The sequence below is a fragment of the Pseudomonas sp. OA65 genome (assembly GCF_017498305.1).
GTDB lineage: Bacteria > Pseudomonadota > Gammaproteobacteria > Pseudomonadales > Pseudomonadaceae > Aquipseudomonas > Aquipseudomonas zanjanensis.
This window is the reverse complement of sequence record NZ_JAGDEZ010000055.1, coordinates 1-26799: the sequence shown is the minus strand read 5'-3', so window position 1 is coordinate 26799 and position 26799 is coordinate 1. Positions and strand designations below refer to the sequence as shown.

The following is a 26799-nucleotide window of genomic DNA, read 5'->3' as shown; positions in this document are numbered from 1 at the left end:
TAAAAGCGATCCGAGTAACGACACACATCAGCTTGCAGCTTGTAGCTTGCAGCTCACAGCTTATGCGGAGCAGAACCATGATTTCGAAGGAAGGCCTTACTCACCACATTTCCGCACAGTTCAATGCCGAGCTTGAGGAAGTGCGCAGCCACTTGCTGGCCATGGGCGGGCTGGTGGAAAAACAGGTCAACGACGCGGTGACCGCGCTGATCGAGGCCGACTCCGGCCTGGCCCAGCAGGTGCGCGAAATCGATGACCAGATCAACCAGATGGAACGCAACATCGACGAAGAATGCCTGCGTATCCTGGCCCGTCGTCAGCCGGCTGCGTCCGACCTGCGCCTGATCATCAGCATCTCCAAGTCGGTGATCGACCTTGAGCGGATCGGCGACGAAGCCACCAAGATCGCTCGTCGCGCCATCCAGTTGTGCGAAGAAGGCGAAGCGCCGCGCGGTTACGTCGAGGTTCGCCACATTGGCGACCAGGTGCGCAACATGGTTCGCGACGCGCTGGATGCCTTTGCCCGCTTCGACGCCGACCTGGCGTTGTCGGTGGCCCAGTACGACAAGATCATCGATCGCGAATACAAGACCGCCCTGCGCGAGCTGGCGACCTACATGATGGAAGACCCGCGTTCCATCTCCCGCGTGTTGAGCATTATCTGGGTGCTGCGTTCTTTGGAACGTATCGGCGATCATGCGCGCAACATCTCGGAACTTGTCATCTACCTGGTGCGCGGCACCGATGTGCGCCATATGGGGCTCAAGCGGATGAAGGAAGAAGTTGAGGGCACCCCGTCCGAAACCGCTAATGTTCCGGACGCAACTGACGATAAGTAAGATTGCCAAGAAAAGCGCCCGGCCTTCTGGTCGGGCTTTTTTTTTGGATTTTTTTTCATCGAAAGCAGCACCCCGCGAACGAAAAGTCCCGGCGTGACTGAAGGTTTTTTGGCGATGTGCCATCAGTAAAAGCGGTATGCTTGCCGGGATTTTTTAGAGGTGTATCTGGATGAGTAAGGTCAGTGTGTTGGTCGTGGACGATGCTTCGTTCATTCGTGACCTGGTGAAGAAGTGCCTGCGCAACTACTTCCCGGGCGTGCGTATCGAAGACGCGGTGAACGGCAAGAAAGCCCAGGCCCTGCTGGCTCGCGAGGCGTTCGACCTGGTGCTGTGCGATTGGGAAATGCCGGAAATGTCCGGCCTGGAACTGCTGACCTGGTGCCGTCAGCAGGACAGCCTAAAGGGCATGCCGTTCGTAATGGTTACCAGCCGCGGCGACAAGGAAAATGTGGTCCAGGCGATCCAGGCCGGCGTTTCCGGCTACGTCAGCAAGCCATTCACCAACGAACAGTTGCTGACCAAGGTCAAGCAGGCCCTGCACAAGGTCGGCAAGCTCGACACGCTGATGAACAGCGCCCCGACCAAGATGAACTCGGCGTTCGGCAATGATTCCCTCAGCGCCCTGACGGGCGGCAAGCCTCCGGTGGCGGCGGTTGCGTCGGCCCCGGCCGCCCCTGCTGCTGCCGCCCCGGCTCGTGGCCTGCTCAACAGCCCACCGGTCAAGGCACCGGTGGCCGCCGCTTCGACGACCAATCGCGGCCAAGGCCAGTTGCGCCTGTCCAGTGGCACCCAGCAATGCGTGATCAAGGCCCTGAGCCTCAAGGAAGCGCTGCTGGTGGTCAAACGCTCCGACACCCTGCCGCAGGTACTCGAGGGCGCGGTGCTGGACATGGAACAGGGCGACAACGCCGAAACCGCGCGTCTGAACGGCTACCTGCACGCGATCGTCGCCCATGAGCAGACGCCCGACAGCGAATGGCTGCAACTGACGTTCCGCTTCGTCGACAAAGACCCGCAGAAACTCGACTACATCTCTCGCCTGATCGCCCGCGGCACGGCGCAGAAGCACTTCGTACCGGGCGCCTGATTCGGCGGCGCCCTTGAGGCCGCTATCGCGAGCAGGCTCGCTCCCACAGGGGGATCTGCTGTGGACACAAATTTTGTGAACAACAGAGATCACTGTGGGAGCGAGCCTGCTCGCGATGGGGCCATCAGCCTCAACAACAATCGCTGATCCAATTTTGAAACATCCGTCGACTACGCTGGTCCATCCCAGCTGCTAGGCTGCTGTGCAGGCCTTCATTTTTCGACAGAACCTTTTGCCCATGCTCGCACCCCTGCTGTTTGCCTGTGGTCTTGTCCTGGCCTCCACCTCGGCCGTGGCCATGACGATCTATAAATCCACCGATGCCAATGGCGTGGTGTCCTATAGCGACCGTCCCAGCAAGGGCGCCCAGGTGTTCGTATTCCGCGACCGCATGGTCGAACGCCTGGAGCGCCAGGTGTTTCTCGATATCAAGAAGCAGAAGGGCGCGGACGCGGTGTTCGTGCGCAACGATTTGTACGCGCCGGTAGAGATCGAGTTGAGTTTCGCCGGGCTGCGCAATGTCAGCGGGGCGCCGAGCCGGCCGATTCGTCGGGTGCTGCCGGCACGCAGCAACCTGCGCCTGGCGCTGCTCACGGCTACCCGGCCCGGCAGGCCGCTGGTGTATACCCCGCGGTTCGAATATTCCCTGGGCGACCCTGCCGGCGCCGCCCAGGACTATCAGTACCCGCTACCGTGGCGGGGCGGGCCATTCCGGCTGAGCCAGGGCGCCAACGGCCAATACAGCCATTACGGCCCGAAGAACCGCTACGCCATGGACATCGCCATGCCCGTAGGCACGCCGATCATCGCGGCGCGGGGTGGCGTGGTCATCAAGACCGAAAACCAACAGACCGGCCGCGGGGATGATCCTGCGGGCAACTTCGTGCGGGTGCTGCACGATGACGGCACCATGGGCGTCTACCTGCACCTGCAGAAAGGCTCGGTGAGCGTACGGGAAGGGCAGCGGGTCGGGGTGGGCACGCCGTTGGCGTTGTCGGGCAATACCGGCAACAGCTCAGGCCCGCACCTGCATTTCGTGGTGCAGCGCAATACCGGGTTGGGGCTGGTGTCGATTCCCTACCAGTTCAAGCAACCGGTGGGCGACTTGCCCAATTTTGCGTTGGGCAAGCAGTAGCACCTAGGCATCCCGAGGATGCTTTTGTGGTAGAGGGATTTATCTGTGGGAGCAAGGCTTGCCCGCGATGAAAGCGACGCGGTCTTTCAGAATCGAGTCGCCTGTATCGCGAGCAAGCTTTGCTCCCACAGCTTGCCACCGGCTCGCCGGAACGGGTTGACACTCAATCGAGCATCAACACCTTCGCCAGGATGATCTTCGGCCCTTTCATCTTCTTGATGATGATTCGCAGGCCTTCGACTTCCAGCACTTCTTCCTCTTCCGGCACGCGCTTGAGGGTTTCATAGACCAGCCCGGCCAGGGTTTCGGCTTCGATGTGGTCCAGGTCGATCCCCAGCAGGCGCTCGACCTTGAACAGCGGCGTGTCGCCACGTACCAGCAGCTTGCCCGGCTGGTAGGCCAGGATGCCGCGTTCGGCCTTGCGGTGTTCGTCCTGGATGTCGCCCACCAACACTTCCAGCACGTCTTCCATGGTCAGGTAGCCGATGATGTTGCCGTCGGCTTCCTCGACTACGGCGAAGTGCGAGCCGCCCTTGCGGAACTGCTCCAGCAACTGCGACAGCGGCATGTGTCGCGACACGCGCTCCAGCGGCCGGGTCAGTTCGGCCAGGTTGAACGATTCGGGGATGTGGTCCAGGGCCGCCAGTTCCAGCAGCAGGTCCTTGATGTGCAGCAGGCCGACGAACTCCTGGCGTTCGCTGTCGTACACCGGATAACGGCTGAACTTGTGGCGACGGAACATCGCCAGGATTTCCTTGAGGGGCGCGTTGAACTCCAGCGTCACCAGGTCTTCCCGGGAATTGGCCCAGTCCACCACTTCCAGCTCGCCCATTTCCACGGCCGAGGCCAGCACGCGCATGCCTTGGTCGCTCGGGTCCTGGCCACGGCTGGAGTGCAGGATCAGCTTCAGTTCTTCGCGGCTGTAATGGTGTTCGTGATGGGGCCCGGGCTCGCCTTGGCCGGCGATGCGCAAAATGGCGTTGGCGCTGGCGTTGAGCAGGTAGATCGCCGGGTACATGGCCCAGTAGAACAGGTACAACGGCACGGCGGTCCACAACGATAGCAGCTCGGGTTTGCGGATGGCCCAGGATTTGGGCGCCAGTTCACCGACCACGATGTGCAGGTACGAAATGATGAAGAAGGCGGTGAAGAACGACACGCCCTTGATCACTTCCGGCGACTCTACGCCGACCGCGCCCAGCAACGGCTCGAGGATGTGGGCAAACGCCGGCTCACCGACCCAACCCAGGCCCAGGGACGCCAGGGTGATACCCAGCTGGCATGCCGACAGGTAAGCGTCGAGTTGGCTATGGACGGTGCGCAGGATGTGCCCGCGCCAGCCGTTCTGCTCGGCAATGGCCTCGACCCGGGTCGAACGCAGCTTGACCATGGCGAATTCGGCCGCAACGAAAAAGCCGTTGAGCAAAACCAGGATCAGAGCAAAAAGAATCATGCCGAATTCGGCGAAGAGTGTAACGAGGGACAAGCCAGGGGAAGGGTCCATGATGGAGTTTTGCGGGTTCCGTATAGTCGTAGAAGTTAGGAATCAGCGCCTGAAAAGGCAGGCGCAAGTCAGTCAATGTAGCGGCTGACTCGGCGATTGCCTAGGGGGCGCTTTCAATCAGCGGGGCGAGCGAGGCGTGTGCGAACCACTTGGGCTGGGGCAAAATGGCAAGTAAAGGTGCTGCCATGGCCGGGTACGCTGCTGATTTCCATGCGGGCGCGATGGCGCAGCAGGACATGTTTGACAATAGCCAGGCCCAGCCCGGTGCCGCCGGTGTTGGAGTTGCGGCTGGAGTCGACGCGGTAGAAGCGTTCGGTCAGGCGCGGCAGGTGCTTGCTGTCGATGCCGATCCCCGAATCGCGCACGCTCAAGTGCGCGCCTTGCTCGTCGCCCCACCAGCGCACATGGATCCGGCCTTGCTCCGGCGTGTATTTGACCGCGTTGAACACCAGGTTGGAAAACGCACTGCGCAGTTCCGCCTCGCTGCCCTTGAGCTGCACGGCCGGGTCGGCTTCCAGGGTAATGGTCTGTTGCTTGGAACCGGACAGTTCCTGGGCATCTTCGACAATGATTTGCAGCAGGTCGTCGATCGGCACCGGCTGGTTGTCGGACGGGTAATCGGTGGCTTCCAGCTTCGCCAGCAACAACAAGTCGTTGAGCAGGGTCTGCATGCGCCCGCTTTGCTGGTGCATCTGCTGCAAGGCCCGGCTCCAGCGCGGGTTCACCTCCTCGACGTTGTCGAGCAGGGTCTCCAGGTAACCGCAGATCACCGTCAACGGCGTACGCAATTCGTGGGACACGTTGGCGATGAAATCCTTGCGCATCTGTTCCAACTGATGGATACGCGTGACGTCGCGCACCAGCATCAAGTGCTCGTTGTTGCCGTAGCGGGTGATGTACAACTGGATGCGCAGCCGGTCGTTGGTGGGCGAAGGGATCTCCAGCGGCTCGGCGTAATTGGCTTGCTCGAAATACTCTTTGAAGCGCGGATGGCGCACCAGGTTGGTCACTGGTTGGCCGCTGTCCTGGGGCGTCTTGAGGCCCAACAGGGTTTCGGCGGCGCGGTTCCACCACTCCAGGTTGCCTTCGCTGTCGAGCATGATCACCGCGTCTTTCAACGCGGCGGTGGACTCCTGGACCCGATCGATCACCGCCTGCAGGCGCCCGCGAACGCGCTGGTCGCGCCGTTGCAGGTGATAGATGCTGTCGAACACCTCGCCCCACAAGCCATAGCCGTCGGGCGGGGCTTCGTCGGGTTGGTGCAGGCGCAGCCATTCATGCAGGCGCAGCAATTGCTTGAGTGTCCAGGCCAGGTAAAGCCCCAGGCCCGCGGCCAGGCTCCAGCCGTAATAACCGCTGATCAGGCCGATCAGCAAACAGCCAGTCACCAACAACAACATGTGGCGAATCAGGGTGCCATGCCAGTTTTGATTCACGGAAAATCCCTAGGGCAGCTCCAAGCTACAAGCTTCAAGCGACAAGTTAAAAGCCAAGCGCGGTTCAGCTTGCCGCTTGAAGCTTGAAACTTGTAGCTGTCGTTAAGCCTTTGTCGAAAAACGATAACCGGTGCCGCGCACGGTTTGTACCAGATTTTCATAGGCATCGCCGAGGGCCTTGCGCAGGCGTCGGATGTGCACGTCCACGGTGCGTTCCTCGACGTAGACGTTGCCGCCCCAGACCTGGTCCAACAGTTGGCCGCGGGTGTAGGCACGTTCTTGGTGAGTCATGAAGAATTGCAGCAGGCGGTATTCGGTCGGGCCCATCTCGGCGGGTTTGCCGTCGATGGTCACGCGGTGGCTGATCGGGTCGAGCAGCAGGCCACCGACTTCAATCGGCGCTTCGCCATCCGTCGGTCCGGCGCGTCGCAGCACGGCCTTCAGGCGCGCCACCAGCTCCCGCGGGGAGAATGGCTTGGTGATGTAGTCGTCGGCGCCGACTTCCAGGCCCTGGATCTTGTTGTCCTCTTCGCCTTTGGCGGTGAGCATGATGATCGGAATATCACCGGTCAGCTCGTCGCGCTTGAGGCGTCGCGCCAGTTCGATGCCTGACGTGCCGGGCAGCATCCAGTCCAGCAGGATCAGGTCGGGCTTGCGGTCGACGATGATGGCATGGGCCTGTTGAGAGTTTTCTGCTTCCATGCAGTCATAGCCGGCCATCTCCAACGCAACGGCGATCATCTCGCGGATGGGCGCCTCGTCGTCGACGATCAGAATGCTCCTGCCAACCATGGGGTAATCCTCTTGTCATTTAACTGTCTTGCGCCGCATTAGATAACGGAATTATTGCAGTCGTGTGACAGTTATTTCGTCCTGCGGCAAGGGAGGGGATCCTGGACTACGCTTTTCAGTCCGAATCCTGACAACCACAAGAGAAGGTTTCCATGAAACAAATGACTGTTTCTATCAAAGCCCTGCTGATGGCAGTTGCTCTGGCCCTGCCTGGGGTTGCGATGGCTGCCGATCCTGCAATGGAGAAGGATGGCATGTTCACCGACCATAAGGGCATGACCCTTTACACCTTTGCCAAAGACTCGGCTGGTAAGTCGGTATGCAATGACAAGTGTGCGGCTAACTGGCCACCGCTGATGGCTGAGAAGGGTGATAAATCCATGGGCGACTGGACCGTGATCAAGCGCGATGATGGCTCAATGCAGTGGGCCTATCAGGGCATGCCGTTGTACACCTTCGTGATGGACAAGAAGGCCGGAGAGATGACCGGCGACGGCAAAATGGACGGCGCCTGGAAAGTGGCCAAGGCTAAGTAACGCGTCCCGCTGAGACGCTTTTTTGTGGCGAGGGAGCTTGCTCCCGCTCGGTTGCGCAGCGACCGCAAAAATCTTGGGCCGCTCCGCAGCCCAGCGGGAGCAAGCTCCCTCGCCACAAAGGCTTTCATAAGCCTAGGTTCAATGCTGGCATGAGCCAAAGTTTAGTGCTGGGGCTCGGCTTCAGCGCAACGCGTAATCCAACACAATCCCCACGAAAATCGCCAAACCGGCCCAGTGGTTATGCAGGAATGCCTGGAAGCAGCGCATCCGATCCCGGCCACGGGTGTACCAGAACTCCCAGGCGAAGCACACGGCCGCGGCCACCAGTCCCAGGTGGAACCAGCCACCCAGTTGGAATTTCGACCCGGCCAACAGCAGGCAACCCAAGGCCAGGCCTTGCAGCGTCAGGATGATCACCCGGTCGGCATCGCCGAACAGGATCGCCGTGGACTTCACGCCGATGCGCAGGTCGTCGTCCCGGTCGGTCATCGCGTAATAGGTGTCGTAGCCCACTGTCCACAGTAGGTTGGCGATGTACAGCAACCAGGCAGCCGCCGGCAGATGACCGGTTTCGGCAGTGAACGCCATCGGCATGCCCCAGGAGAACGCCGCGCCCAGCACCACTTGCGGGTAATAGGTATAGCGCTTCATGAACGGATAACTGAACGCCAGGGCCAGGCCGCCGAGGGACAGCAGGATGGTCGGGGCGTTGGTGCACAGCACCAGCAGGAAGCTCACGCTCATCAGTACGGCGAAGAACACCAGCGCCTCTTTCGAACTGATCTTGCCGCTCACCAGCGGGCGCTGCTCGGTGCGTTTGACGTGACCGTCGACCTTGCGGTCGGCCCAGTCGTTGATCACGCAGCCGCCAGCGCGGGTCAGCACCACGCCGAGGACGAAGATCACTACGTTGGCGATGGACGGCGAGCCTTCACCGGCAATCCACAACGCCCACAACGTCGGCCACAGCAGCAGGTAGATGCCGATGGGCTTGTCCATGCGGGTCAGTTGCACGAAGTCCCATGCCCGTGGGTTCAGGCGATTCAAGGATTTGAGCAGTTGCACGTACATCAGCAGTTCTCCGAATAGGCGCGGGCGACGGTCCACAAGCGGGGCAGGAAGATTTCCGCCACCAGCACGCTCAAGGCACCGCGGTCGAAACGTGAGCGGCGCCCCCACAGCCCGCTGGCGCGTACGTCTTCCGGCAAGCCGGCCTCGGGGTAATGGCACACCTCGATGGCCCGGCGCTGGAACGCCTGGTCGCAAAACAGCAATTCGCCCAGGGAGCGGCTGCCCAACTCGTCCATGTGCAACCCGTCACCCTGCAAGGCGCTGCGCGCCGCCACGCTGCGGGCGAATACCCAAGGCTGGTCGCGACCGCGTAGATACACCTCGCGTACCCAACCCTCGCTGCCCTCGCCCAGGTCCAGCGCGGCACATTCGTCGACGCGCAATGGCTGCCAGCCTTCGAACAATGGGGTCACGCTGAAATGACCGTCCGACAGACGCGTGAGGCGCCGTGTCAGGGACCCTTCGTCGAACAACCAATCGAGTACACCGGCATCGGGGCGGGGCGACAGCAGGTGCCGGGGCAGCCATTGAAGTGTAGGAAATATCGAATTTGTATGCGGCACAGAGGTCTTGAATGGCAGCAAATGAGGTCGCGAGCTTACCATGTCGGTCGCGGGTTTTGACTGGCCCGGCCTGTTGCCTGCCGATCGTGCTTGCATCTGTCGCAACCGATCAGTACAAAACGGCCCTGAGCCGGAAAATACCGGCCAAGGCCTGACATCTTGAGGAAGTATTGGAATGAAAAAGTGGCAATGTATCGTCTGCGGCCTGATCTACAACGAAGCTGACGGCTGGCCTGACGATGGCATCGCGCCCGGCACTCGTTGGGAGGACGTACCGGCGGACTGGCTGTGCCCGGACTGCGGTGTCGGCAAGATGGATTTCGAAATGATCGAAATCAACTGATCGTTTCATTTAAATGGAGAGCAACATGAGTGCACCTGTCGTCATCGTCGGTACTGGGCTGGCCGGCTATAACCTGGCCCGGGAGTTTCGCAAGCTCGACAGCGAAACCCCGCTGCTGCTGATCACCGCGGACGACGGTCGCTCATACTCCAAGCCGATGCTCTCCACGGGCTTTGGCAAGAACAAAGATGCCGATGGTTTGAGCATGGCTGAACCGGGGGCGATGGCCGAACAACTCAAGGCCGAAGTGCGGACCCACACCCGCATCAGCGGCATCGATCCGGGCCACAAACGGCTGTGGATCGGCGAGGAGGCGGTGAATTACCGCGACCTGATCCTGGCCTGGGGCGCCGAAACCGTGCGCGTGCCGGTACAGGGCGACGCGGCGGACCTGATCTTTCCCATCAACGACCTGGAAGACTACGCACGCTTCAGGGCTGCGGCCGCCGGCAAGCGCCGGGTGTTGTTGCTGGGCGCCGGCCTGATTGGCTGCGAGTTCGCCAACGACCTGAGTCTGGGGGGCTACGAAGTCGAGTTGGTGGCGCCGTGCGAGCAAGTCATGCCGACGCTGCTGCATCCGGCCGCTGCGGCAGCGGTCCAGGCCGGGCTGGAAAGCCTCGGCGCGCGCTTCCACTTGGGCCCTGTGCTCAACCGCTTGCAGAAGGTCGCCGACGGGCTGGAGGCGCACCTGTCCGACGGCCAAGTGATCGCCTGCGACCTGGTGGTCTCGGCCATCGGCCTGCGCCCACGCATCGACCTGGCGGCCGCCGCTGGCCTGGTGGTCAACCGCGGCGTCGTGGTCGACCGTCACCTGAAAACCTCCCACGCCAATATCTACGCCCTGGGCGACTGCGCCGAGGTCGACGGCTTGAACCTGCTGTATGTCATGCCGCTGATGAGCTGCGCCCGGGCCTTGGCTCAAACCTTGGCCGGCAACCCGACTGTCGTCAGCTACGGCGCCATGCCGATCACCGTAAAAACCCCGGTGTGTCCCTTGGTCGTGTCGCCGCCACCGCGAGGCAGCGAAGGCGTGTGGAGCGTCGAAGGGCAGGGCGCGGACATCAAGGTGCTGTGCCGCGACGCTCAAGGCAATCTGTTGGGTTACGCCCTGACAGGCACGGCGGTGATGGAGAAACTGGCGCTGAACAAGGAGCTTCCAGCCCTGCTGGCGTAAATACTGGTCGTTCTGTCGCAAAAACCCTACTTTTGGTCCCACAAAGCTTGTCCGGACACTGGCGCGGTTTTCGGCACCGTGCCATCCTCACTTCCGTCTGCCGCAGAGTAGAGCCTGCGGCGCCTTAGGGGCTGTTCCAAAGAGAACAGCACGGACATAACAACAAAAAAACCGTCAAAGGGGCTTCATTCATGCGTAAACCAGAACTCGCCGCCGCCATCGCGGAAAAAGCAGACCTCACCAAAGAACAAGCCAACCGCGTCCTCAACGCCGTCCTGGAAGAAATCACCGGCGCCCTGCACCGCAAGGACAGCGTTACCCTGGTGGGCTTCGGCACTTTCCTGCAACGCCACCGCGGCGCCCGCACTGGCAAGAACCCTCAAACCGGTGAGCCAGTGAAGATCAAGGCCAGCAACACCGTTGCCTTCAAACCAGGCAAGTTCTTGAAAGACAGCGTTAACCCATAATTGCGACGAGTACCTCGGCCAGGGGGAGAAAGCAGCAATCGAAAGGGCATACCGATGAATCGGTATGCCCTTTTTTGTGTGGCTTGCAAGCTGTTTGGGACAGCGATGGCTTGGTGCCCGGTATCCGTGGCGAGGGAGCTTGCTCCCGCTGGGTCTTGAAGCGGCCCCAAAAAAGCGACGACTGCTGCGCAGCCGAGCGGGAGCAAGCTCCCTCGCCACAGAGGTGGAGATGCCTAAGTGGGAGCGAGCCTGCTCGCGATGACATTCGTCTAGCCCGCGGAAGTCTTCGGCTCCGCCAACACCCTCAAGGCCGCCTTGCGCTCGTCGATCGGCAATTTGCCCAGCTGTTCCACCGCCGTGTAAAACCCAACCCAGTCCCCATTCTTCTGCTTGAACAGCGCCGCAAATGCCGGCACCCACTGGTCATACAGCCCGAACGGCAGCAATCGCGCATTGTTCAAGGGCGCATAGACCCAGGCGTCGTAGCGTTTGTCGCCTGCCCATTGGGAATCGCGCATTTCCACGTAGTCGGCACGCAGGCGTTCGAATTCCGCTGTTTTGCGTTGGCGCATCTGCTCGGCCGGCAGGGGTAGGGTGTAGAGCTTTTCCAGGCGCTGGCGGGTGTCGAGGATCAGTTGGATGAACTGGTCGCGCTGGCGCACCTGCTTGCCATTGTCCGGCGCCAGACCACGACTGGCGCGCCATTGCCGGGTGCCCTCCTGCTCGACGAAGGTGGCGAAGGACTCATTGAATTCGGTGTCGTCCTGTACATAAAACCGTTGGTGCGCCAGTTCATGAAAAATCAGCGTCGCCAGGCGTTCGTCGCCCCAATGCATCATCGAACTCAAGATCGGATCGTTGAACCAGCCCAGCGTTGAATAGGCTTCTACCCCGCCAATCGCCACGTCCATGCCCTGCAAGCGCTGCAACGCGGCTTCGCCACGGGCGGCGCCCTGGCTGTAATAACCGCGATAAGCCACGCAACCGGCAATGGGAAAACAATGATTGCGCGGTGCCAGGGAAAACTCTGGCGTGGCGAAGACATTCCAGACTACGAACGGCCGGCCAATGTCCGCGTACAGGCGATAGCTTCGATTGTCCGGTAGATGCAGGTGATTGCTGGCAAAGGCCCGAGCCTCGCGGGCTTGGGCCAAATGCGTCTTGAGTTGGGTGTCGCGAGCGGGGTCGGCAATGATCTGGTCGATAGGCTCGCGGGCCTGCAACAACCGCAGCTGCCCGCCCACGAGTTGGCTGTAATAACCGGCGCTGGCGCAACCGTTCAGTAACAAAAGCAGGAGGCCTGGAAACAAAATCTGGAAAACACGGTCGAGTAACCGATGGCTTGAACGCGGCCTGATCAATTGGAATCACCCTGGGAAGTCTGCCCACAAGACTATCTCGCTTGCCTGGAGCTTCGCTATGCGCGTGTTGATGCTGACGAGTAGCCTGTTGTTGCTCACCGGTTGTGCCGGCTTGCCTGACCCTGATCCATCCCGAGCGTGGATCGATCTGGGCAACCAGCAGGACACGGCACTACAGGCGCTGGAAGTCGATGACAAACTATCCGTCGACCGGCGTTATTTCGAAGTGCAACCCGGCAGCCATGAACTGACGGTGCGTTACCAGTTCGCCGTCGAACCCGGCAACATCGGCCCGGACGCGGAGCCGCTGTGGCGCGATTGCCGGTTGAACCTGAAATTCAAGGATTTCAACGCCGGCCAACGTTACCAGCTGCAGGCCGGCAGCATTGGTTTCCGGCCGTGGGCCAAGCTGTACGATCAGCAGCGCAAGGTGGTGGGGCAAGGTACGCCGGCGGGCTGCCAACAAACGTGATTGGCGCTATGCTCACTGTCTGATTTCAGGAGATTCACCATGCGCTTACCCTTGCTGTTATTGGCCCTGGTCTCCATGAGCGGTTGCGCAACGAGCCCGCTGCCCCAGGTCGACCCGAACATGGCGTGGGTTGATTTTGCTACGCCCATGCCGGGCGGCAAAATGCTGATGGCTGAAAGCCTGGACGGCCAGCGCTTGCGCGACGGACGGTTCTTCCAGGTTTCGCCGGGCAGCCACGAACTGAAAGTGCGCTTCGACTTCGAAGTATTCAGTGGTGGCGGGTTGGGCATGCAGGCCGAACCCCAAGAGCGGCTGTGCTACATGCTCGTGCGCTACGACCATTTCGAGGCCGGCCAGCGCTATCGTCTGGAGGCTCGCAACCTGGCATTCACGCCGAGCGCTCGGCTCTATGACGCCAAGCGTCAAATCGTGGCCGAAGAACGACAAATCAATTGCGTTCCGTAGGACGCCCTAGCGGTCGTTCTTCTGGTAGATGATCTTCTTTGTACCGTTTTCGCAACTGCCCACCACCATGTTCTGGTCATGGACTTCGTCATTGGTGACGATTTCCAACGTGTAGGACGACACGTTGTTCGCCTGGATCTTCGCTTCGATTTCCGCTTTAAGCTCTTCACAGGATTTGGGAGCCGCAAGGGCTGATGCAGCGAATGCGCAGCCGATGACCACCAGTGCTGATCGTTTCATGTTCGAATTCCTCATGGCAGCACGCACTGCCTGTGCGCTGAAACTGCGAGCTTCATTCGATCATAATTGCGCCAGGGTAAACAGCTCGACCGTATTCAGGAAATCGCAGCCTTCGGCAATGCCTGCGAAGGCTGCGACCCTTTCATGGGTCAGTTCACCAGCGTCGCATCCAGGGTGATCTGGGCATTCAGCACTTTGGAAACCGGGCACCCTTCCTTGGCCTTCTTGCTCAGTTCATCGAATTGCGCCTGGCTCGCGCCGGGGATTTTCGCCTTGAGTATCAGCTTGACCGCCGTGATCGCGAAACCGCCCTCGACCTGGTCCAGGGTCACTTCAGCGTTGGTGTCGATGCTGTCGGCCTTGAGCCCGGCGTCGCCGAGGATCATCGAAAAGGCCATGGAAAAGCAGCCGGCATGGGCTGCGCCGATCAGTTCCTCGGGGTTGGTGCCCTTGCCGCCTTCGAATCGCGCCTTGAAGCCATAGGGTGCTTCACGCAACACGCCGGTTTCCGTGGAAATTGAGCCGATACCGGTTTTCAGGTCACCTTCCCAATGAGCCGATGCTTTCTTGATGATAGCCATGTCTGCCTCCTGAAGATCCGGCGCGAACGCCGCGCCTGGGTGTTTTCTTAACTGTCTGGGTTGTGAGGATAGACCGCCTGGAAAAGTTCACCTTGTCGATTAGCCGACGAATTTAGTAGGAAATTTCGTCGCAACTATTGAAACTCGGGTATATGCCCACATTGCAATGGCACACACCTTTAGAAACGGCAGGCTTTTACCCGTTGGAAAAAGCCCGGAACGCCGTTGGAGATCCCGGCCCATGAAACAGCTGTCCGACGTGAAATTCTCAACCCTCGACCTGGTGCCTGTGCGCGCCGATGGCAATGCCGCTCAATCCTTGCACAACTCGCTGGACTTGGCGCAGCACGTGGAAAAATACGGCTACACCCGCTTCTGGGTGGCCGAACACCACAACATGGATGGTATCGCCAGTTCGGCGACAGCGGTGCTGCTGGGGTATCTGGCGGGGGGGACTTCGACCATTCGCGTCGGCTCCGGCGGCGTCATGCTGCCCAATCACGCACCGTTGATCATCGCCGAACAGTTCGGCACGCTGGAAAGCCTCTACCCGGGTCGAATCGATCTGGGGTTGGGGCGTGCGCCAGGTTCCGATCAGATGACTGCTCGGGCGCTGCGTCGCGAGCGCTCCGGCAGTGCGGACGATTTTCCCGAGGACGTCGCCGAACTGATGCGCTACCTGGGCCCGCGCACCCCGGACCAACGCATCATCGCCATGCCCGGCACCGGGACCAACGTGCCGGTGTGGCTGTTGGGTTCGAGCTTGTTCAGCGCGCAGTTGGCCGGTGAACGCGGTTTGCCCTACGCATTCGCCTCCCATTTCGCACCGCGCTACATGCACGAGGCGATCCGTATCTATCGCAACCACTTCAAGCCGTCGGCGGTACTAGACAAGCCTTATGTGATGCTCGGTGTGCCGCTGGTAGCGGCGGATACCGATGAGCAGGCCGATTACCTGGCGACGTCGGTGTACCAGCGGATCCTGGCGCTGATGCGTGGCCAGAGTCTGGTGCAGCGTCCGCCGGTCGAGACCATGAATGGTCTTTGGTTGCCCCATGAGAAAGAGGCGGTCGGCGATTTCCTGGGGCTGGCCATGGTCGGCGGTCCGCAGAAGATTCGCGCCAAGCTGCAAGTGCTGATCGAGCAAACCCAGGCCGATGAGCTGATTTTCACCAGCGACCTTTATGAGCACGCCGATCGCTTGCACTCCTACGAGTTGCTGGCGCAGGTCATGAAGGGCTGAACGACACGCACAAAAAAGCCGACGCACTGCGTCGGCTTTGACCTTCAAAAAAATCACTTTTTATAGACGATTTCTTTCGTACCGCCCTCACAGTTGCCGACGACTTTTCCGTCAGACGCTGTGCCTTTATCGACGATTTCCAGCGAATAACCTGACACGCCCTTGGCGTCCAGCTTCGCTGCGATTTCGCTTTTAAGCTCTTCGCAGGGTTTGCCGGCCGCAAACGCACCACCGGCAAGGCTCAGCAAACCCAGGGCCACCATCAACTTGTTCATCGCTCGCACTCCTTGGTCGGATCAAATAGGGCAGGTATTGGAAAAACGTAATGCGCAGACCATAGCGCATCGCCACTCCCTATGGCACTCCGCCAGCGTGCAAGTTCAAAGAACCTCAGCTATTGGCGATCCGGAACCCGACTTTGATGGTCACCTGAAAGTGCGCGGCCCGGCCATTTGCGATGTGGCCGCGGGTTTCCGTGACTTCGAACCATTCCAGATGCTTGAGGCTTTTGCTGGCCTCGGCCAGGGCGTTGTTGATGGCGTCTTCAATACTGGTGGGAGACGAGCCGACCAGTTCGACTTTTTTGTACGTATGGTGATCACTCATGACGTTCTCCTTGGTTGTCTTTAACAGCCTAGCAGCGATTTTTCGCCCTATATGTGTGGCCATTCAAGCGGCGAAAGTTCAGATTTACTGCACTTTCCCAAACCGTCGGAGTCCCAATTCACACACGATACTCAACCACTGCAGGAGAGCCACCATGGCCAGCACTTCGTTACGCAAAGCCTCGTTGCAAAGCATGGAAGCGGAGATCGAAAGTCTGCTCAAATCGTTGGAAAGTCTGAAGGATGACGCTTCGGACGAGTCGCGTAAAACCCTCAAGTCGCTCAAGGCCAATGCCGAAAACGCGCTGAAACATTCGCGCCATCTGCTCAGCGACGCCTATGAAGAGGTCAAGGTGAAAACCCGTGAAACCGGGATCGCCACGCGAGATTACGCGCAGGAACACCCATGGACCACGGCCGGTGTCGCGGTCGGTGCGCTGGGTTTGCTGGCTGCTTACCTGCTGTGCAAACGCGGTGACTGAACCGGTTGGCCCAGCTCATGCCTGAGCCATTGGGCCAATTGCCGAGCGCGCCCGTCCGCAGCGCGCTTGGGTAGCCACAACGCCAGTCGCGCCGCGGTTTCATTGAAGCCCCACGGCGCGACCAGGCGACCGGCGCGAACGTCCTCAGCCACCAGCGGTTCGGGTGCGATCGCCACGCCTAACCCCGCCACGGCGGCTTCCAGCAAATAATACAAATGCTCGAACCCTTGCCCGAACTTCAATGCCTGGGGCTCAAGGTGGTTTTGCCGTGCCCAGGTCGGCCAGGCCTGTGGGCGCGAAGTGGTGTGCAGCAACGGTTTGTCGAGCAGCGCGCTGGGCGGTGCGTCCTGCAAGCGGGTGAACCCTGCGTAGTGCGGGCTCATCACCGGGCCGATCCGCTCGCTCACCAGTTCATACACCTGCATATCGGCCGGCCAGGGCGGCTCGGCGAATACCAACAGAGCGTCTAATCCCGGACGCCTGGGGTCCAGGTCGCCTTCGCCGGCGGACAGGTGCAAGCGCAAATCCGGCAGGTCGGCGTTGAGCCTGCCCAGGCGAGGAATAAACCAACGCGCCAGCAGGCTTCCCGAGCAGCCCAGTACAAACGGGGCGTCCGCCGTACTTTGTGTCAGCTCCGCGCAAACACCGCGTAAGCGCTCGAACGCATCGGTGCTGGCGTCCCGCAGGCGCAAGCCGGCATCTGTGAGTTTCAGGCCGCGCCCGTCCTTGATGAACAAGCTGACGCCCAGATGCTCTTCCAACACCTTCAACTGTCGGCTCACGGCCCCATGAGTGACGTGCAGCTGTTCAGCCGCCTGGCTTACGCTGTTCAGGCGGGCGGTGGCCTCGAAGGCCCGCAAGGCGTTGAGGGGGGGCAGGTCGTGGCTCATGTTATTTGTGAGTTTTCCTGACAGGTTGCGGCGATCTTATCGGTTTTCAGTGGGGGATGTCAGGGGTAGAGTGAACCTCATTGTCTTTCAACGCATTTGCTTGGAGCGCCCGATGACCCAGTCCACGACCCCTTTCAACCTGCGCAGCGGCCCCGATGCCAACGGCCTGTTCGGTGCGTTCGGTGGCCGCTATGTGGCCGAAACCCTGATGCCGCTGATCCTTGATCTGGCCCGTGAGTACGAAGTGGCGAAGGAAGATCCGGCCTTCATTGAGGAATTGGCCTACTTCCAGCGCGACTATGTCGGTCGTCCGAGCCCGCTCTACTTCGCCGAGCGCCTGACCGAATACTGTGGCGGCGCCAAGATTTACCTCAAGCGTGAAGAGCTGAACCACACCGGCGCGCACAAGATCAACAACTGCATCGGCCAGATCCTGCTGGCACGGCGCATGGGCAAGAAACGCATCATCGCCGAGACCGGCGCAGGTATGCACGGCGTGGCCACCGCCACCGTGGCCGCGCGTTTCGGCCTGGACTGCGTGATCTACATGGGCACCACCGACATCGAGCGTCAGCAGGCCAACGTGTTCCGCATGAAGCTGCTCGGGGCTGAAGTCATCCCGGTGGTCGCCGGCACCGGTACCCTGAAAGATGCCATGAACGAGGCCCTGCGTGACTGGGTCACCAACGTCGACAGCACGTTCTACCTGATCGGTACCGTGGCTGGCCCGCATCCGTATCCGGCGATGGTGCGTGACTTCCAGGCCGTGATCGGCAAGGAAACCCGCGAGCAGTTGCAAGCCCAGGAAGGCCGCCTGCCGGACAGCCTGGTAGCGTGCATCGGCGGCGGCTCCAACGCCATGGGCCTGTTCCACCCATTCCTGGACGACAAGAGTGTCGAGATCATCGGCGTCGAAGCTGCAGGCTATGGCATCGAGACCGGTAAGCACGCGGCGAGCCTGAACGGCGGCGTCCCCGGTGTACTGCACGGCAACCGCACCTTCCTGTTGCAGGACGACGACGGCCAGATCATCGACGCCCATTCGATTTCCGCGGGGCTCGACTACCCCGGTATCGGCCCGGAACATGCCTGGTTGCACGACATTGGCCGCGTCCAGTACACCTCGGTGACTGACGCCGAAGCCTTGGAAGCCTTTCACAAGTGCTGCCGACTGGAAGGGATCATTCCCGCGCTGGAAAGCGCCCATGCCCTGGCGGAAGTGTTTAAGCGCGCACCCAACCTGCCGAAAGATCACCTGATGGTGGTCAACCTGTCCGGCCGTGGCGACAAAGACATGCAAACCGTGATGCACCACATGGAACAGTCCCAGCAGGAGAAACACTGATGAGCCGCCTGCAAACCCGTTTTGCCGAACTCAAGGAACAGAACCGCGCCGCCCTGGTGACCTTCGTCACGGCGGGCGACCCGGACTACGACACCTCGCTGGCGATCCTCAAGGGCCTGCCGGCGGCGGGTGCCGACGTGATCGAGTTGGGCATGCCCTTCACCGACCCGATGGCCGACGGCCCGGCGATTCAATTGGCGAACATCCGCGCCCTGGGAGCCCAGCAGAACCTGGCGAAAACCCTGCAGATGGTTCGTGAGTTCCGCAAGGACAACACTGAGACGCCGCTGGTGTTGATGGGTTACTTCAACCCGATCCACCGTTATGGCGTGCAGCGTTTCATTGGCGAGGCGCTGGAATCTGGCGTGGATGGCCTGATCGTTGTGGACATGCCGCCCGAACACAACAGCGAACTGTGCGAACCGGCCCAGGCCGCGGGCCTGGACTTCATCCGCCTGACGACGCCGACCACTGACGATGTGCGTTTGCCGACGGTCCTCAACGGCAGTTCGGGTTTTGTGTACTACGTGTCGGTGGCCGGTGTGACCGGTGCTGGCGCCGCGACGCTGGAGCACGTGGAAGAAGCGGTGGCGCGCTTGCGTCGCCATACCGATCTGCCCATCAGCATTGGTTTCGGCATTCGTACACCGGAGCAGGCGGCGGCCATCGCACGGTTGGCTGACGGGGTGGTGGTCGGCTCGGCGCTGATCGACCATATCGCTAGCGCCGACACATCGGAACAGGCGATCGATGGCGTGTTGAGCTTGTGTGCCGCCCTGGCCGATGGTGTGCGCAAGGCGCGTCTGGGCTGATTCCTGGTTCGGCGCTGAGCCAAAAAAAGGGGTTCAGAACTTGGTTCTGAACCCCTTTTTTGCACCAGGACTGCCCTTGTGGCGAGGGAGCTTGCTCCCGCTGGGTCGCGAAGCGGCCCCAAACAGGTTCATGTAATTCTTTCAGAGAGGGCGCATTGGCTGGTTTACGACTGCTTCGCAGCCGAGCGGGAGCAAGCTCCCTCGCCACAATGACGACCCTGTTCGTCAGGGCAACTCCAACCCGCCCCCCGCCTTGTGCAGTTCGCGCAAATGCTCGCCGATCTCCTTCACGTTGGCCTCGCTCGCCGCAATTTCAGCGGCGCGGCTCGGTTCGAGCAACGCCCGGACTTCCTTGTCCAGATCGCCTGTCAGCGTTTGCAGTTGTTTCTGCCGCAAGTTGCTTTCCGATTCCAGGCGTTGCCACTCGCTGGGTTGCGGCAAGCCGTAGCCGCTGCTGCCCAGCAGTTCGGCCGGACGGCTGAGGAAACCGCTGTTGGCGAGGATCTGCTGCAGCGTCGCGTTAGCTCTTTCCATACCGCCGTTCTGCAACTCACGGGCTCCGAGATAGCGCTGTTTGACTTCATCCTGCGCCAACAGCAGTTGCCGGCGAAAACTGGCCTGCTCCAACAGCAACAGCGCCGCGCTGGTGCGCAGGTCGGCCTGGTCGAACCAGACACGGCGTTCGGCGGCGTCCAGGGCCAGCCAGTCTTCCACCGTCTGTTGCTTGATCGGCAGATACTTCTTCAGCACATCGAACATGGCCTGGTACCGCTCGCGGAATGAGTCGAAGTGGTAGCCCAGGCGCAAGGCTTCCTTGGGGTCATCCAGCACGCTGGTATCCGCCAGGCCCCGACCCTTGAGCACTTCCAGCAGGCCGTTGGGCATGATGCTGTCCAGGCCGTTGAGCTGCTTGTTGTTGCTGCCGCTGCGCAGCAGTTTCAGGCTCTCCACGGCGCAGTTATTGGACAGGAAGTAATAGTTGCCGTCATAGCTCCAGTGCATTTCGGCGGCGTGCTCGACCGTTTCCTCGATTTCGGTGCGCGACAGGTTCAGCGGCACCGATGCCAGGCTGCGTAGCTCGGTCTTGGTGTATTCATCGATCACCTGGGCCAGCGGCAATACGAACAGGCGCGAGGGGTATTTGCCGACCAGCCCGTCCCAACTCGACAACTGCACATCGCCCACGAAGGCGCGGTAGGACAGTACCAAGTGTTGGTCCAGATCCAGCCGGCAGTCTGGACCGCGTGGCCGGCCTGGTGCACAGATCACCAGCCGGAGCATGCTGTGGCCCCAGCGGCTTACCCAGTTCTGATTGGCCTCGGCCAGTAGGTAGTCAATGGCATAGACCCGCTCGGGATCAACCTTGCCCAGTGGCGTCTTGGCGAAGTCGTTGCCGGCGTTGAGGAACGCGAACGATTTGGCGCAGGTGTCCTTGGCGGCGGGTGCCCAACCGAAGTGTTCCTGGTAATAGCGATACAAGGCCGGGCGTCGGCAGGCATAGCTCGGGTCGAGGAGAAAGTACTCCATGTTGACCGCGACGAATTCCTTGGGGCTGCTCGTTTCATAGAGGTCCGGGCTGCGGGCGACCTGGCGGTTGTGCTGTTCCCGCGCACCGCGACGGCCGACGTATTGCGGCCAGCCGGCGAGGTCCAGCAAGCGCGGATCATCGCTGAGGGTGAAGTGGCGGTCGTTCTGGCCCCGGCATTCATCGGGGAGGCCGATCAGCCCGGCGCTGCCGTTGCGTCGAGTGCAACGCTGGATCAGCGTGCGTTCGGCGTCTGGCCATAGGCGCGAGCGGTCGTAGATGTGGGTCAGTTCATGCAAGACTGTGGCGAGCATTTCCCGGCGGACGGTGCCGTGGGGGCGCTGGGTCTTTTGCGTCGCGGCGCTGCCGTCGACAAGGCTGTCGAGCAGGTTGCTGTTGAGGTCCAGTTGCGACACCAACGAGGCCTGGCCGTAGGCATTGGCGGGCATCTGGTCGGTCCAGCCGACATTGATGCGTCGGTCCAGTCGCTCGATGAAGCGCGGCGGCAGGACCTGCATGGCTTCATCGAGCAGCGCCTGGCTGGCCTGCTGTTGCGCCGGGCTCAGTCCTTCGACGTTGAGGTGCAGTTGCAGGCCGGCCTGGGCCATGCTGGCGGTGAGCAGCAAGACCCCGGCCGCCATCCAGGCGGCGAACCGCCTCACAATGCGAGGATGGCTTCGGCGAGAACCTGGTCACTGGCATCCCGGGCTTCCGGCACGCGGGTGCGCAAGGTGTCGAAGGCGGCCTCGAGATGAGCACCACGAATTTCACCATTGCTGGCGACAAAACTGGCCGCATCGTCATGGGCTTCGCGGACGATTTTCGAATCACGGATGGACGTGGTGGTGTCGGAGGTGAAATCGATCGTGCGCTGGGAGGCGCGAACGATGATGTTACTGGTGGCTACCAGGGTTTGTGCCTGGGCCACATCGGCCAAAACCAACAGGCCGAGGGCGGCAGCAATCAGCGGGCTACGCATGGAACGACTCCGGAAAAATAAGGATAACTATTGGACGAGAATTGCTTGTGCCAGTTCAAGGTCGCTGGCATGAAGTTTTGGCTGGGTCCGGCGCAGGTAGTCCAGGGCCGATTCCAGTTGTGCACCTCGCAACTGCCCGTCGCTGGCAATGAAGGCCGCAGCGTCATCGTGAGCGGCGACGATCAGTTTATGGTCGAAGGGCGCGGAGGTCACCATGCTCGTGGCATAGCCGCTGACCACCACTTGCTGGGTGGACACATCGAAGGCATGGGCCGGCACGGACCAGCAAAAAACGACGAAGAAAGACGCGATGAACAGATCTGAGTAAAAACGCATGGGACTCGACGGTTGATGGCGAGCCTGAAGGCTAGCGCAAACCTGCGGGCCAGAGCCAGTGTTGAAACATCGGAACACCAATTGGCGCCCGATGTTTCATGTTGCATCAGATCACCAGGATGGCCTGTGCCAGCTGTGCATCGGTGGCGTTGAGTTGCGGTGCCTGTTGGCGGATGTAGTCCAGGGCACTTTCCAGCTTCACACCACGGATGGCGCCTTCGCTGGCAACGAAGCTGGCAGCGTCGTCACGGGCGGCTTGAACGATTTTGTTGTCACGCAATGACGAGGTTGCATCGGAAGTCACGTCGGACGTGGCTTTGAGCGCTCCGACGAGGGAGTCTGTGGTCACAATGAAGCTGCTGGCGTTGGAATGGGCGGCTACGGCCAGTAGAGCAGCTGCGCTGAGCAGGCGAAGACGGATCATGATGAAACTCCTTAAATGATGGTGATGCCGGTGCGTATAGCTGGAAGAGGAGACGCATGCTCGACTCGCTTCGCCACGTTCGCCTCGATATTAGGACAGGAACGCGTTGGCTGACAGCCCTTGCGGGTCACTGTAGGACGCTTGCATGGAGGCGTTACGGTTCAAGCATAACTGTACTGGTATGTTTTTGTTTTTATTAAAACTGTTATTTTCCTCTGGACATCCCTAAAAATCGGGGCCCCGAAACGACAAGACCCGTCGCGGTCACCCGCGACGGGTCTTGTTTGTTCGATTCGGTGCTGGCAGTGGACCCGGTGGGTCAGGGCCAGCGACGCTGAGTTAGCGCCAGAACGGCTTGCTCAGCTCTTCGTAGCGTTGTGCTTCGCTGATACCGGCATCAGCCAGCAGGCGCGAATCCAGACGAGCCAGTTGGTGACGGCTGGCGATGCGGCGCTGCCACAACATCAGGTTGGCGATAACGCGAAGAGGCAGGGAAGCCTGGTTTTTTTCAGCTTTGTCTTCGAAAAACAGCTCGGAACTGAGTGTACGTTCCATGGTTGACATCCTTCCGCTTGTGGCGGGATTAGGTAGTGGTTTAACTGGTGCCCATGATCCTCTCGTTTGGCCAGTCTCTCTAGATACAGTTCACCTGTATTGTGAGAGACCAGTTAACTGTTAAAGAGCGGTGTACTGGTCGATATTGAAGCAACTGTACTTGTCTGCACGTTATTGGTGCAATTTTATACGTTGCTAGCTGTTTTGAGAGAAAAGACTGTAAGAAAACACCGGTACAGCAGTACAGTTTTTGTCACGAGCGAAGCGAATGGCAGGCCGCAACCAAAACTGTATTTGCGATAACGGTGATCCAGCTGTATCAGACGGCCAACATGCGCCCGGTTTCTTCGAGGTTCAGGTGCCAACTCAGTGCATCGCGCAGGATATGCGGGGTATGCCCACCCAAGGCGCACGCGGCGTCGAAATAGTCATTCAAGGCCTGGCGATAGGTCGGGTGTACGCAATTGTCGATGATCACGCGTGCCCGCTCCCTTGGCGCCAGACCTCGCAGGTCGGCCAGGCCGATCTCGGTTACGAGGATGTCGACATCATGCTCGGTATGGTCCACATGGCTGACCATCGGCACGACACTGGAGATGGCGCCGCCCTTGGCAATCGACTTGGTAACGAAGATCGCCAGGTGGGCGTTACGGGCGAAATCCCCCGAACCGCCGATGCCGTTCATCATCCGCGTGCCGCAGACATGGGTGGAGTTGACGTTGCCGTACAGGTCGAACTCCAGCGCGGTGTTGATACCAATGATGCCCAGGCGGCGCACCACTTCGGGGTGGTTGGAGATTTCCTGTGGGCGCAGGATCAGTTTGTCCTTGTACTTTTCCAGATTTCCGAACACATCGGCATTGCGCCGACCCGACAGGGTGATCGAACTGCCGGAGGCGAAACTCAGCTTGCCGGCGTCGATCAAGTCAAATGTCGAATCCTGCAGGACCTCGGAATACATGGTCAGGTCTTCGAACGGGGAATCGATCAGTCCGCACATCACGGCGTTGGCGATGTTGCCGATCCCGGCCTGCAACGGCCCGAGCTTATTGGTCATGCGCCCGGCCGCGACTTCCTGCTTGAAGAAGTCGATCAGGTGATCGGCTATGGCCTGGGTGTCGCTGTCGGGTGGCGCGACGGTCGAAGGCGAGTCCCCCTGGTTGGTAATGACAATGGCAGCAATTTTTTCCGGCGGGATCGGGATCGCGGGACTGCCAATGCGGTCGTCGACTTTCACCAGGGGAATCGGCGTGCGGGTAGGGCGATAGGTCGGGATATAAATGTCGTGCAGACCTTCCAGGTTCGGGTTGTGGGCCAGGTTGATCTCGATGATTACTTGCCGGGCGAAGATGGCGAAACTGGCCGAGTTGCCCACCGACGTGGTCGGTACGATATGCCCTTGCTCGGTGATGGCTACTGCTTCGATCACGGCAATATCGGGCAGCTTGAGCTGGCCGTTGCGCAGTTGCTCGACGGTTTCCGAGAGATGCTGGTCAATGAACATCACCTCGCCCGCGTTGATCGCCTTGCGTAGCGTACTGTCGACCTGGAACGGCATGCGCCGCGCCAGTACCCCGGCCTCGGTGAGCTCCTTGTCGAGGTCGTTGCCCAGGCTCGCGCCGGTCATCAGACTGATTTTCAACGGCGTCACCTTGGCGCGCTCAGCCAGGGCGTGGGGCACTGCTTTCGCTTCTCCAGCGCGGGTAAAACCGCTCATGCCAACGGTCATGCCGTCCTGAATCAACAAGGCTGCTTCGGCAGCGCTCATCACTTTGTTTAGTAACGAAGGCAGGCGGATGCGATCACGGTACATAGGGATTATCTCGGGCTGGAAAGCAAGATGCGCAGTCTAGTGAATTAGCGCTGTGCCCGACCCCCCACAAAGGTCGCATTTTAGGCGTCTATTACGGGCGTTTCAGGCAAAACATCATTACCGGATCGGTAATATTTTGCCTTGATACAAATCAAAACGCCCCGACAAGTCGGGGCGTTTTTGGGTGAAACAGCGATGGGGTTATTCCACGGCTTTGACCATATCCTCGATGACCTTCTTGGCGTCACCGAACACCATCATGGTCTTGTCGAGGTAGAACAGCTCGTTGTCCAGGCCGGCATAGCCGCTGGCCATGGAGCGCTTGTTGACAATGATGGTCTTGGCCTTGAAGGCTTCGAGGATCGGCATGCCGGCAATCGGCGATTTCGGATCGTTCTTCGCCGCCGGGTTGACCACGTCGTTGGCGCCCAGTACCAGCACCACGTCGGCCTGGCCGAACTCGGAGTTGATGTCCTCCATCTCGAACACCTGGTCGTAAGGCACTTCGGCCTCGGCCAGCAATACGTTCATGTGCCCTGGCATGCGACCGGCCACCGGGTGGATCGCGTATTTAACGGTCACGCCATGGTGGGTCAGCTTCTCGGTCAGCTCTTTCAACGCGTGCTGCGCCCGAGCTACCGCCAAGCCGTAGCCTGGGACGATAATCACCGTGTCGGCGTTGGTCAGCAGGAAGGTTGCGTCGTCAGCTGAGCCGGATTTCACCGGACGGGCTTCTTTCGAGCCTGCCGGGCCAGCCGCATCGGCGGTGTTGCCGAAGCCACCGAGCAACACGTTGAAGAACGAACGGTTCATCGCCTTGCACATGATGTACGAGAGAATCGCACCGCTCGAACCCACCAACGAACCGGCAATGATCAGCATCGAGTTGTTCAGCGAGAAGCCGATACCCGCAGCGGCCCAACCGGAATAGCTGTTGAGCATCGAGACCACCACCGGCATGTCCGCGCCGCCGATCGGGATGATGATCAGTACACCCAGGATAAACGCCAGGGCCAGCATCAGGGCGAACGCGCCGAGGTTGCCGGTGAACATGAAGGTCAGGCCCAGGCCCAGCGTTGCCAGGCCCAGGATCAGGTTGAGCTTGTGCTGGCCACCAAACTGTACCGGTGCGCCCTGGAACAGGCGGAACTTGTACTTGCCCGAGAGCTTGCCGAAGGCGATCACCGAGCCGGAGAAGGTGATTGCACCGATGGCGGCGCCGAGGAACAGCTCCAGGCGGTTACCGGCCGGAATCGAATCCCCCAACTGCTTGACGATACCCAGGGACTGCGGCTCGACTACGGCGGCGATGGCAATGAACACCGCGGCCAGGCCGATCATGCTGTGCATGAACGCCACCAGCTCCGGCATCTTGGTCATCTCGACGCGCTTGGCCATGATCGAGCCCGCGGTACCGCCGACCAGCAGGCCAACGATCACGTAGCCGATGCCAGCAGTGGCCAGTTCGGCCCCCAGCTTATAGATGAGGCCCACCGTGGTGAGCACCGCCAGCGCCATGCCGAGCATGCCGAACAGGTTGCCGCGGCGGGACGTGGTGGGGTGCGACAGGCCTTTGAGGGCCTGGATGAAGCAGATGGACGCGATCAGGTAGAGCGTCGTTACCAGGTTCATGCTCATTACTTGGGCGCCTCTTCTTTTACGGCTTTCGGGGCTTTTTTCTTGAACATCTCAAGCATGCGGCGCGTCACCAGGAAGCCACCGAA

The 26799-nt window shown here is 60.5% G+C and carries 31 protein-coding genes and 1 pseudogene; 13 read left to right on the top strand and 19 right to left on the bottom strand.

Annotated features, from left to right (window positions below):
* The first annotated feature begins 77 nt into the window (after positions 1 to 77).
* The 3 genes from phoU (at position 78) to J3361_RS27070 (ending at position 3061) form a co-directional block, all read left to right on the top strand.
* Positions 78 to 839, top strand: a complete 762-nt coding sequence (gene phoU, locus J3361_RS27080) for a phosphate signaling complex protein PhoU (RefSeq protein WP_207967122.1) — start codon at positions 78 to 80, stop codon at positions 837 to 839.
* Positions 840 to 1008: 169 nt separating this feature from the next.
* The gene (locus tag J3361_RS27075) at positions 1009 to 1926 is read left to right on the top strand and encodes a response regulator (RefSeq protein WP_207967121.1); all 918 of its coding nucleotides are present in this window, start codon (positions 1009 to 1011) and stop codon (positions 1924 to 1926) included.
* Between the two features lie 238 nt (positions 1927 to 2164).
* Positions 2165 to 3061: a M23 family metallopeptidase gene (locus tag J3361_RS27070; protein WP_207967120.1), complete on the top strand. Its 897-nt coding sequence runs from the start codon at positions 2165 to 2167 to the stop codon at positions 3059 to 3061.
* 163 nt (positions 3062 to 3224) lie between these two features.
* Here J3361_RS27070 and J3361_RS27065 read toward each other — a convergent pair whose 3' ends face one another.
* The 3 genes from J3361_RS27065 to phoB all read right to left on the bottom strand — a co-directional run bounded on the left by J3361_RS27065 (position 3225) and on the right by phoB (position 6793).
* Complete coding sequence (locus tag J3361_RS27065; protein ID WP_207967119.1) at positions 3225 to 4565, bottom strand: hemolysin family protein; 1341 nt, start codon at positions 4563 to 4565, stop codon at positions 3225 to 3227.
* Between the two features lie 113 nt (positions 4566 to 4678).
* On the bottom strand, positions 4679 to 5965 hold the full coding sequence (gene phoR, locus J3361_RS27060; protein ID WP_189674362.1) for a phosphate regulon sensor histidine kinase PhoR: 1287 nt from the start codon (positions 5963 to 5965) through the stop codon (positions 4679 to 4681).
* Between the two features lie 138 nt (positions 5966 to 6103).
* On the bottom strand, positions 6104 to 6793 hold the full coding sequence (gene phoB / locus J3361_RS27055; protein ID WP_003177195.1) for a phosphate regulon transcriptional regulator PhoB: 690 nt from the start codon (positions 6791 to 6793) through the stop codon (positions 6104 to 6106).
* Positions 6794 to 6945: 152 nt separating this feature from the next.
* Here phoB and J3361_RS27050 point away from each other — a divergent pair, with 152 nt between their 5' ends.
* Positions 6946 to 7329: a hypothetical protein gene (locus J3361_RS27050; protein WP_207967118.1), complete on the top strand. Its 384-nt coding sequence runs from the start codon at positions 6946 to 6948 to the stop codon at positions 7327 to 7329.
* A gap of 180 nt (positions 7330 to 7509) precedes the next feature.
* On the opposite strand, the gene ubiA is transcribed toward J3361_RS27050, so the two are convergent.
* Both ubiA and J3361_RS27040 read right to left on the bottom strand, forming a co-directional pair.
* Positions 7510 to 8400: a 4-hydroxybenzoate octaprenyltransferase gene (ubiA, locus tag J3361_RS27045; protein WP_207967117.1), complete on the bottom strand. Its 891-nt coding sequence runs from the start codon at positions 8398 to 8400 to the stop codon at positions 7510 to 7512.
* Entirely contained in the window at positions 8400 to 8963 is a 564-nt protein-coding gene (locus tag J3361_RS27040) for a chorismate lyase (protein ID WP_207967116.1), read from the bottom strand. Before J3361_RS27040 ends, ubiA begins: the two co-directional genes overlap by 1 nt.
* Before the next feature lie 175 nt (positions 8964 to 9138).
* Between J3361_RS27040 and J3361_RS27035 the strand changes: the two genes are divergently transcribed.
* From J3361_RS27035 to J3361_RS27025, 3 genes are all read left to right on the top strand, one after another.
* Positions 9139 to 9306: a rubredoxin gene (locus J3361_RS27035; protein WP_003177199.1), complete on the top strand. Its 168-nt coding sequence runs from the start codon at positions 9139 to 9141 to the stop codon at positions 9304 to 9306.
* A gap of 25 nt (positions 9307 to 9331) precedes the next feature.
* A complete protein-coding gene (locus J3361_RS27030) occupies positions 9332 to 10480 on the top strand; it encodes an FAD-dependent oxidoreductase (RefSeq protein WP_207967115.1) in 1149 nt (382 codons plus the stop codon).
* 191 nt (positions 10481 to 10671) lie between these two features.
* The gene (locus J3361_RS27025; RefSeq protein WP_003177201.1) at positions 10672 to 10947 is read left to right on the top strand and encodes an HU family DNA-binding protein; all 276 of its coding nucleotides are present in this window, start codon (positions 10672 to 10674) and stop codon (positions 10945 to 10947) included.
* Between the two features lie 269 nt (positions 10948 to 11216).
* Here J3361_RS27025 and J3361_RS27020 read toward each other — a convergent pair whose 3' ends face one another.
* Entirely contained in the window at positions 11217 to 12308 is a 1092-nt protein-coding gene (locus tag J3361_RS27020; RefSeq protein ID WP_207967114.1) for an aminopeptidase, read from the bottom strand.
* A 58-nt stretch (positions 12309 to 12366) separates the two neighbouring features.
* Here J3361_RS27020 and J3361_RS27015 point away from each other — a divergent pair, with 58 nt between their 5' ends.
* Together J3361_RS27015 and J3361_RS27010 are read left to right on the top strand one after the other, a co-directional pair.
* Positions 12367 to 12780: a hypothetical protein gene (locus J3361_RS27015; protein WP_207967113.1), complete on the top strand. Its 414-nt coding sequence runs from the start codon at positions 12367 to 12369 to the stop codon at positions 12778 to 12780.
* Between the two features lie 39 nt (positions 12781 to 12819).
* Positions 12820 to 13245, top strand: a complete 426-nt coding sequence (locus J3361_RS27010; protein ID WP_207967112.1) for a hypothetical protein — start codon at positions 12820 to 12822, stop codon at positions 13243 to 13245.
* A 6-nt stretch (positions 13246 to 13251) separates the two neighbouring features.
* Here the strand turns inward: J3361_RS27010 and J3361_RS27005 are convergent, their stop codons facing one another.
* Positions 13252 to 13485 (bottom strand): DUF1161 domain-containing protein, encoded by a 234-nt coding sequence (locus J3361_RS27005; protein ID WP_207967111.1) that lies wholly within the window; start codon positions 13483 to 13485, stop codon positions 13252 to 13254.
* A gap of 149 nt (positions 13486 to 13634) precedes the next feature.
* On the bottom strand, positions 13635 to 14066 hold the full coding sequence (locus J3361_RS27000; RefSeq protein WP_207967110.1) for an OsmC family protein: 432 nt from the start codon (positions 14064 to 14066) through the stop codon (positions 13635 to 13637).
* 241 nt (positions 14067 to 14307) lie between these two features.
* Here J3361_RS27000 and J3361_RS26995 point away from each other — a divergent pair, with 241 nt between their 5' ends.
* Entirely contained in the window at positions 14308 to 15309 is a 1002-nt protein-coding gene (locus tag J3361_RS26995; protein ID WP_207967109.1) for an LLM class flavin-dependent oxidoreductase, read from the top strand.
* A gap of 53 nt (positions 15310 to 15362) precedes the next feature.
* Here J3361_RS26995 and J3361_RS26990 read toward each other — a convergent pair whose 3' ends face one another.
* Positions 15363 to 15584 carry a DUF1161 domain-containing protein gene (locus J3361_RS26990; RefSeq protein ID WP_207967108.1) on the bottom strand — a complete coding sequence of 74 codons (222 nt, stop codon included), beginning with the start codon at positions 15582 to 15584 and terminating at the stop codon, positions 15363 to 15365.
* 115 nt (positions 15585 to 15699) lie between these two features.
* The gene (locus tag J3361_RS26985) at positions 15700 to 15915 is read right to left on the bottom strand and encodes a dodecin (RefSeq protein ID WP_014335909.1); all 216 of its coding nucleotides are present in this window, start codon (positions 15913 to 15915) and stop codon (positions 15700 to 15702) included.
* A 154-nt stretch (positions 15916 to 16069) separates the two neighbouring features.
* On the opposite strand from J3361_RS26985, the gene J3361_RS26980 reads away from it, so the two are divergent.
* Positions 16070 to 16396 (top strand): DUF883 family protein, encoded by a 327-nt coding sequence (locus J3361_RS26980; protein WP_053127069.1) that lies wholly within the window; start codon positions 16070 to 16072, stop codon positions 16394 to 16396.
* On the opposite strand, the gene J3361_RS26975 is transcribed toward J3361_RS26980, so the two are convergent.
* On the bottom strand, positions 16369 to 17286 hold the full coding sequence (locus J3361_RS26975; protein ID WP_207967107.1) for a LysR family transcriptional regulator: 918 nt from the start codon (positions 17284 to 17286) through the stop codon (positions 16369 to 16371). The genes J3361_RS26980 and J3361_RS26975 overlap by 28 nt on opposite strands.
* A gap of 112 nt (positions 17287 to 17398) precedes the next feature.
* Here J3361_RS26975 and trpB point away from each other — a divergent pair, with 112 nt between their 5' ends.
* Both trpB and trpA read left to right on the top strand, forming a co-directional pair.
* Positions 17399 to 18631, top strand: coding sequence for a tryptophan synthase subunit beta (gene trpB / locus J3361_RS26970; RefSeq protein WP_063323534.1), 1233 nt, complete (start codon positions 17399 to 17401; stop codon positions 18629 to 18631).
* Entirely contained in the window at positions 18631 to 19443 is an 813-nt protein-coding gene (gene trpA / locus J3361_RS26965) for a tryptophan synthase subunit alpha (RefSeq protein ID WP_207967106.1), read from the top strand. The genes trpB and trpA overlap by 1 nt, the downstream gene beginning before the upstream one ends.
* Positions 19444 to 19668: 225 nt before the next feature.
* On the opposite strand, the gene J3361_RS26960 is transcribed toward trpA, so the two are convergent.
* The 8 genes and pseudogenes from J3361_RS26960 to J3361_RS26925 all read right to left on the bottom strand — a co-directional run.
* Positions 19669 to 21630: a DUF4105 domain-containing protein gene (locus tag J3361_RS26960; RefSeq protein WP_207967105.1), complete on the bottom strand. Its 1962-nt coding sequence runs from the start codon at positions 21628 to 21630 to the stop codon at positions 19669 to 19671.
* Complete coding sequence (locus tag J3361_RS26955; protein WP_186708198.1) at positions 21627 to 21947, bottom strand: DUF2388 domain-containing protein; 321 nt, start codon at positions 21945 to 21947, stop codon at positions 21627 to 21629. The genes J3361_RS26960 and J3361_RS26955 overlap by 4 nt, the downstream gene beginning before the upstream one ends.
* Before the next feature lie 27 nt (positions 21948 to 21974).
* The gene (locus tag J3361_RS26950) at positions 21975 to 22283 is read right to left on the bottom strand and encodes a DUF2388 domain-containing protein (RefSeq protein ID WP_207967104.1); all 309 of its coding nucleotides are present in this window, start codon (positions 22281 to 22283) and stop codon (positions 21975 to 21977) included.
* Between the two features lie 106 nt (positions 22284 to 22389).
* Positions 22390 to 22707, bottom strand: a complete 318-nt coding sequence (locus tag J3361_RS26945; RefSeq protein WP_186708194.1) for a DUF2388 domain-containing protein — start codon at positions 22705 to 22707, stop codon at positions 22390 to 22392.
* Between the two features lie 339 nt (positions 22708 to 23046).
* The gene (locus tag J3361_RS26940; protein ID WP_003187014.1) at positions 23047 to 23262 is read right to left on the bottom strand and encodes a DUF1127 domain-containing protein; all 216 of its coding nucleotides are present in this window, start codon (positions 23260 to 23262) and stop codon (positions 23047 to 23049) included.
* Between the two features lie 319 nt (positions 23263 to 23581).
* Positions 23582 to 25075 carry an acetyl-CoA hydrolase/transferase family protein gene (locus J3361_RS26935; RefSeq protein WP_207967103.1) on the bottom strand — a complete coding sequence of 498 codons (1494 nt, stop codon included), beginning with the start codon at positions 25073 to 25075 and terminating at the stop codon, positions 23582 to 23584.
* A 201-nt stretch (positions 25076 to 25276) separates the two neighbouring features.
* Positions 25277 to 26713 carry an NAD(P)(+) transhydrogenase (Re/Si-specific) subunit beta gene (locus J3361_RS26930; RefSeq protein WP_072411236.1) on the bottom strand — a complete coding sequence of 479 codons (1437 nt, stop codon included), beginning with the start codon at positions 26711 to 26713 and terminating at the stop codon, positions 25277 to 25279.
* Positions 26713 to 26799 (bottom strand): annotated as a pseudogene (locus tag J3361_RS26925) (NAD(P) transhydrogenase subunit alpha); the annotation flags it as partial. The pseudogene J3361_RS26925 and the gene J3361_RS26930, both read right to left, overlap by 1 nt.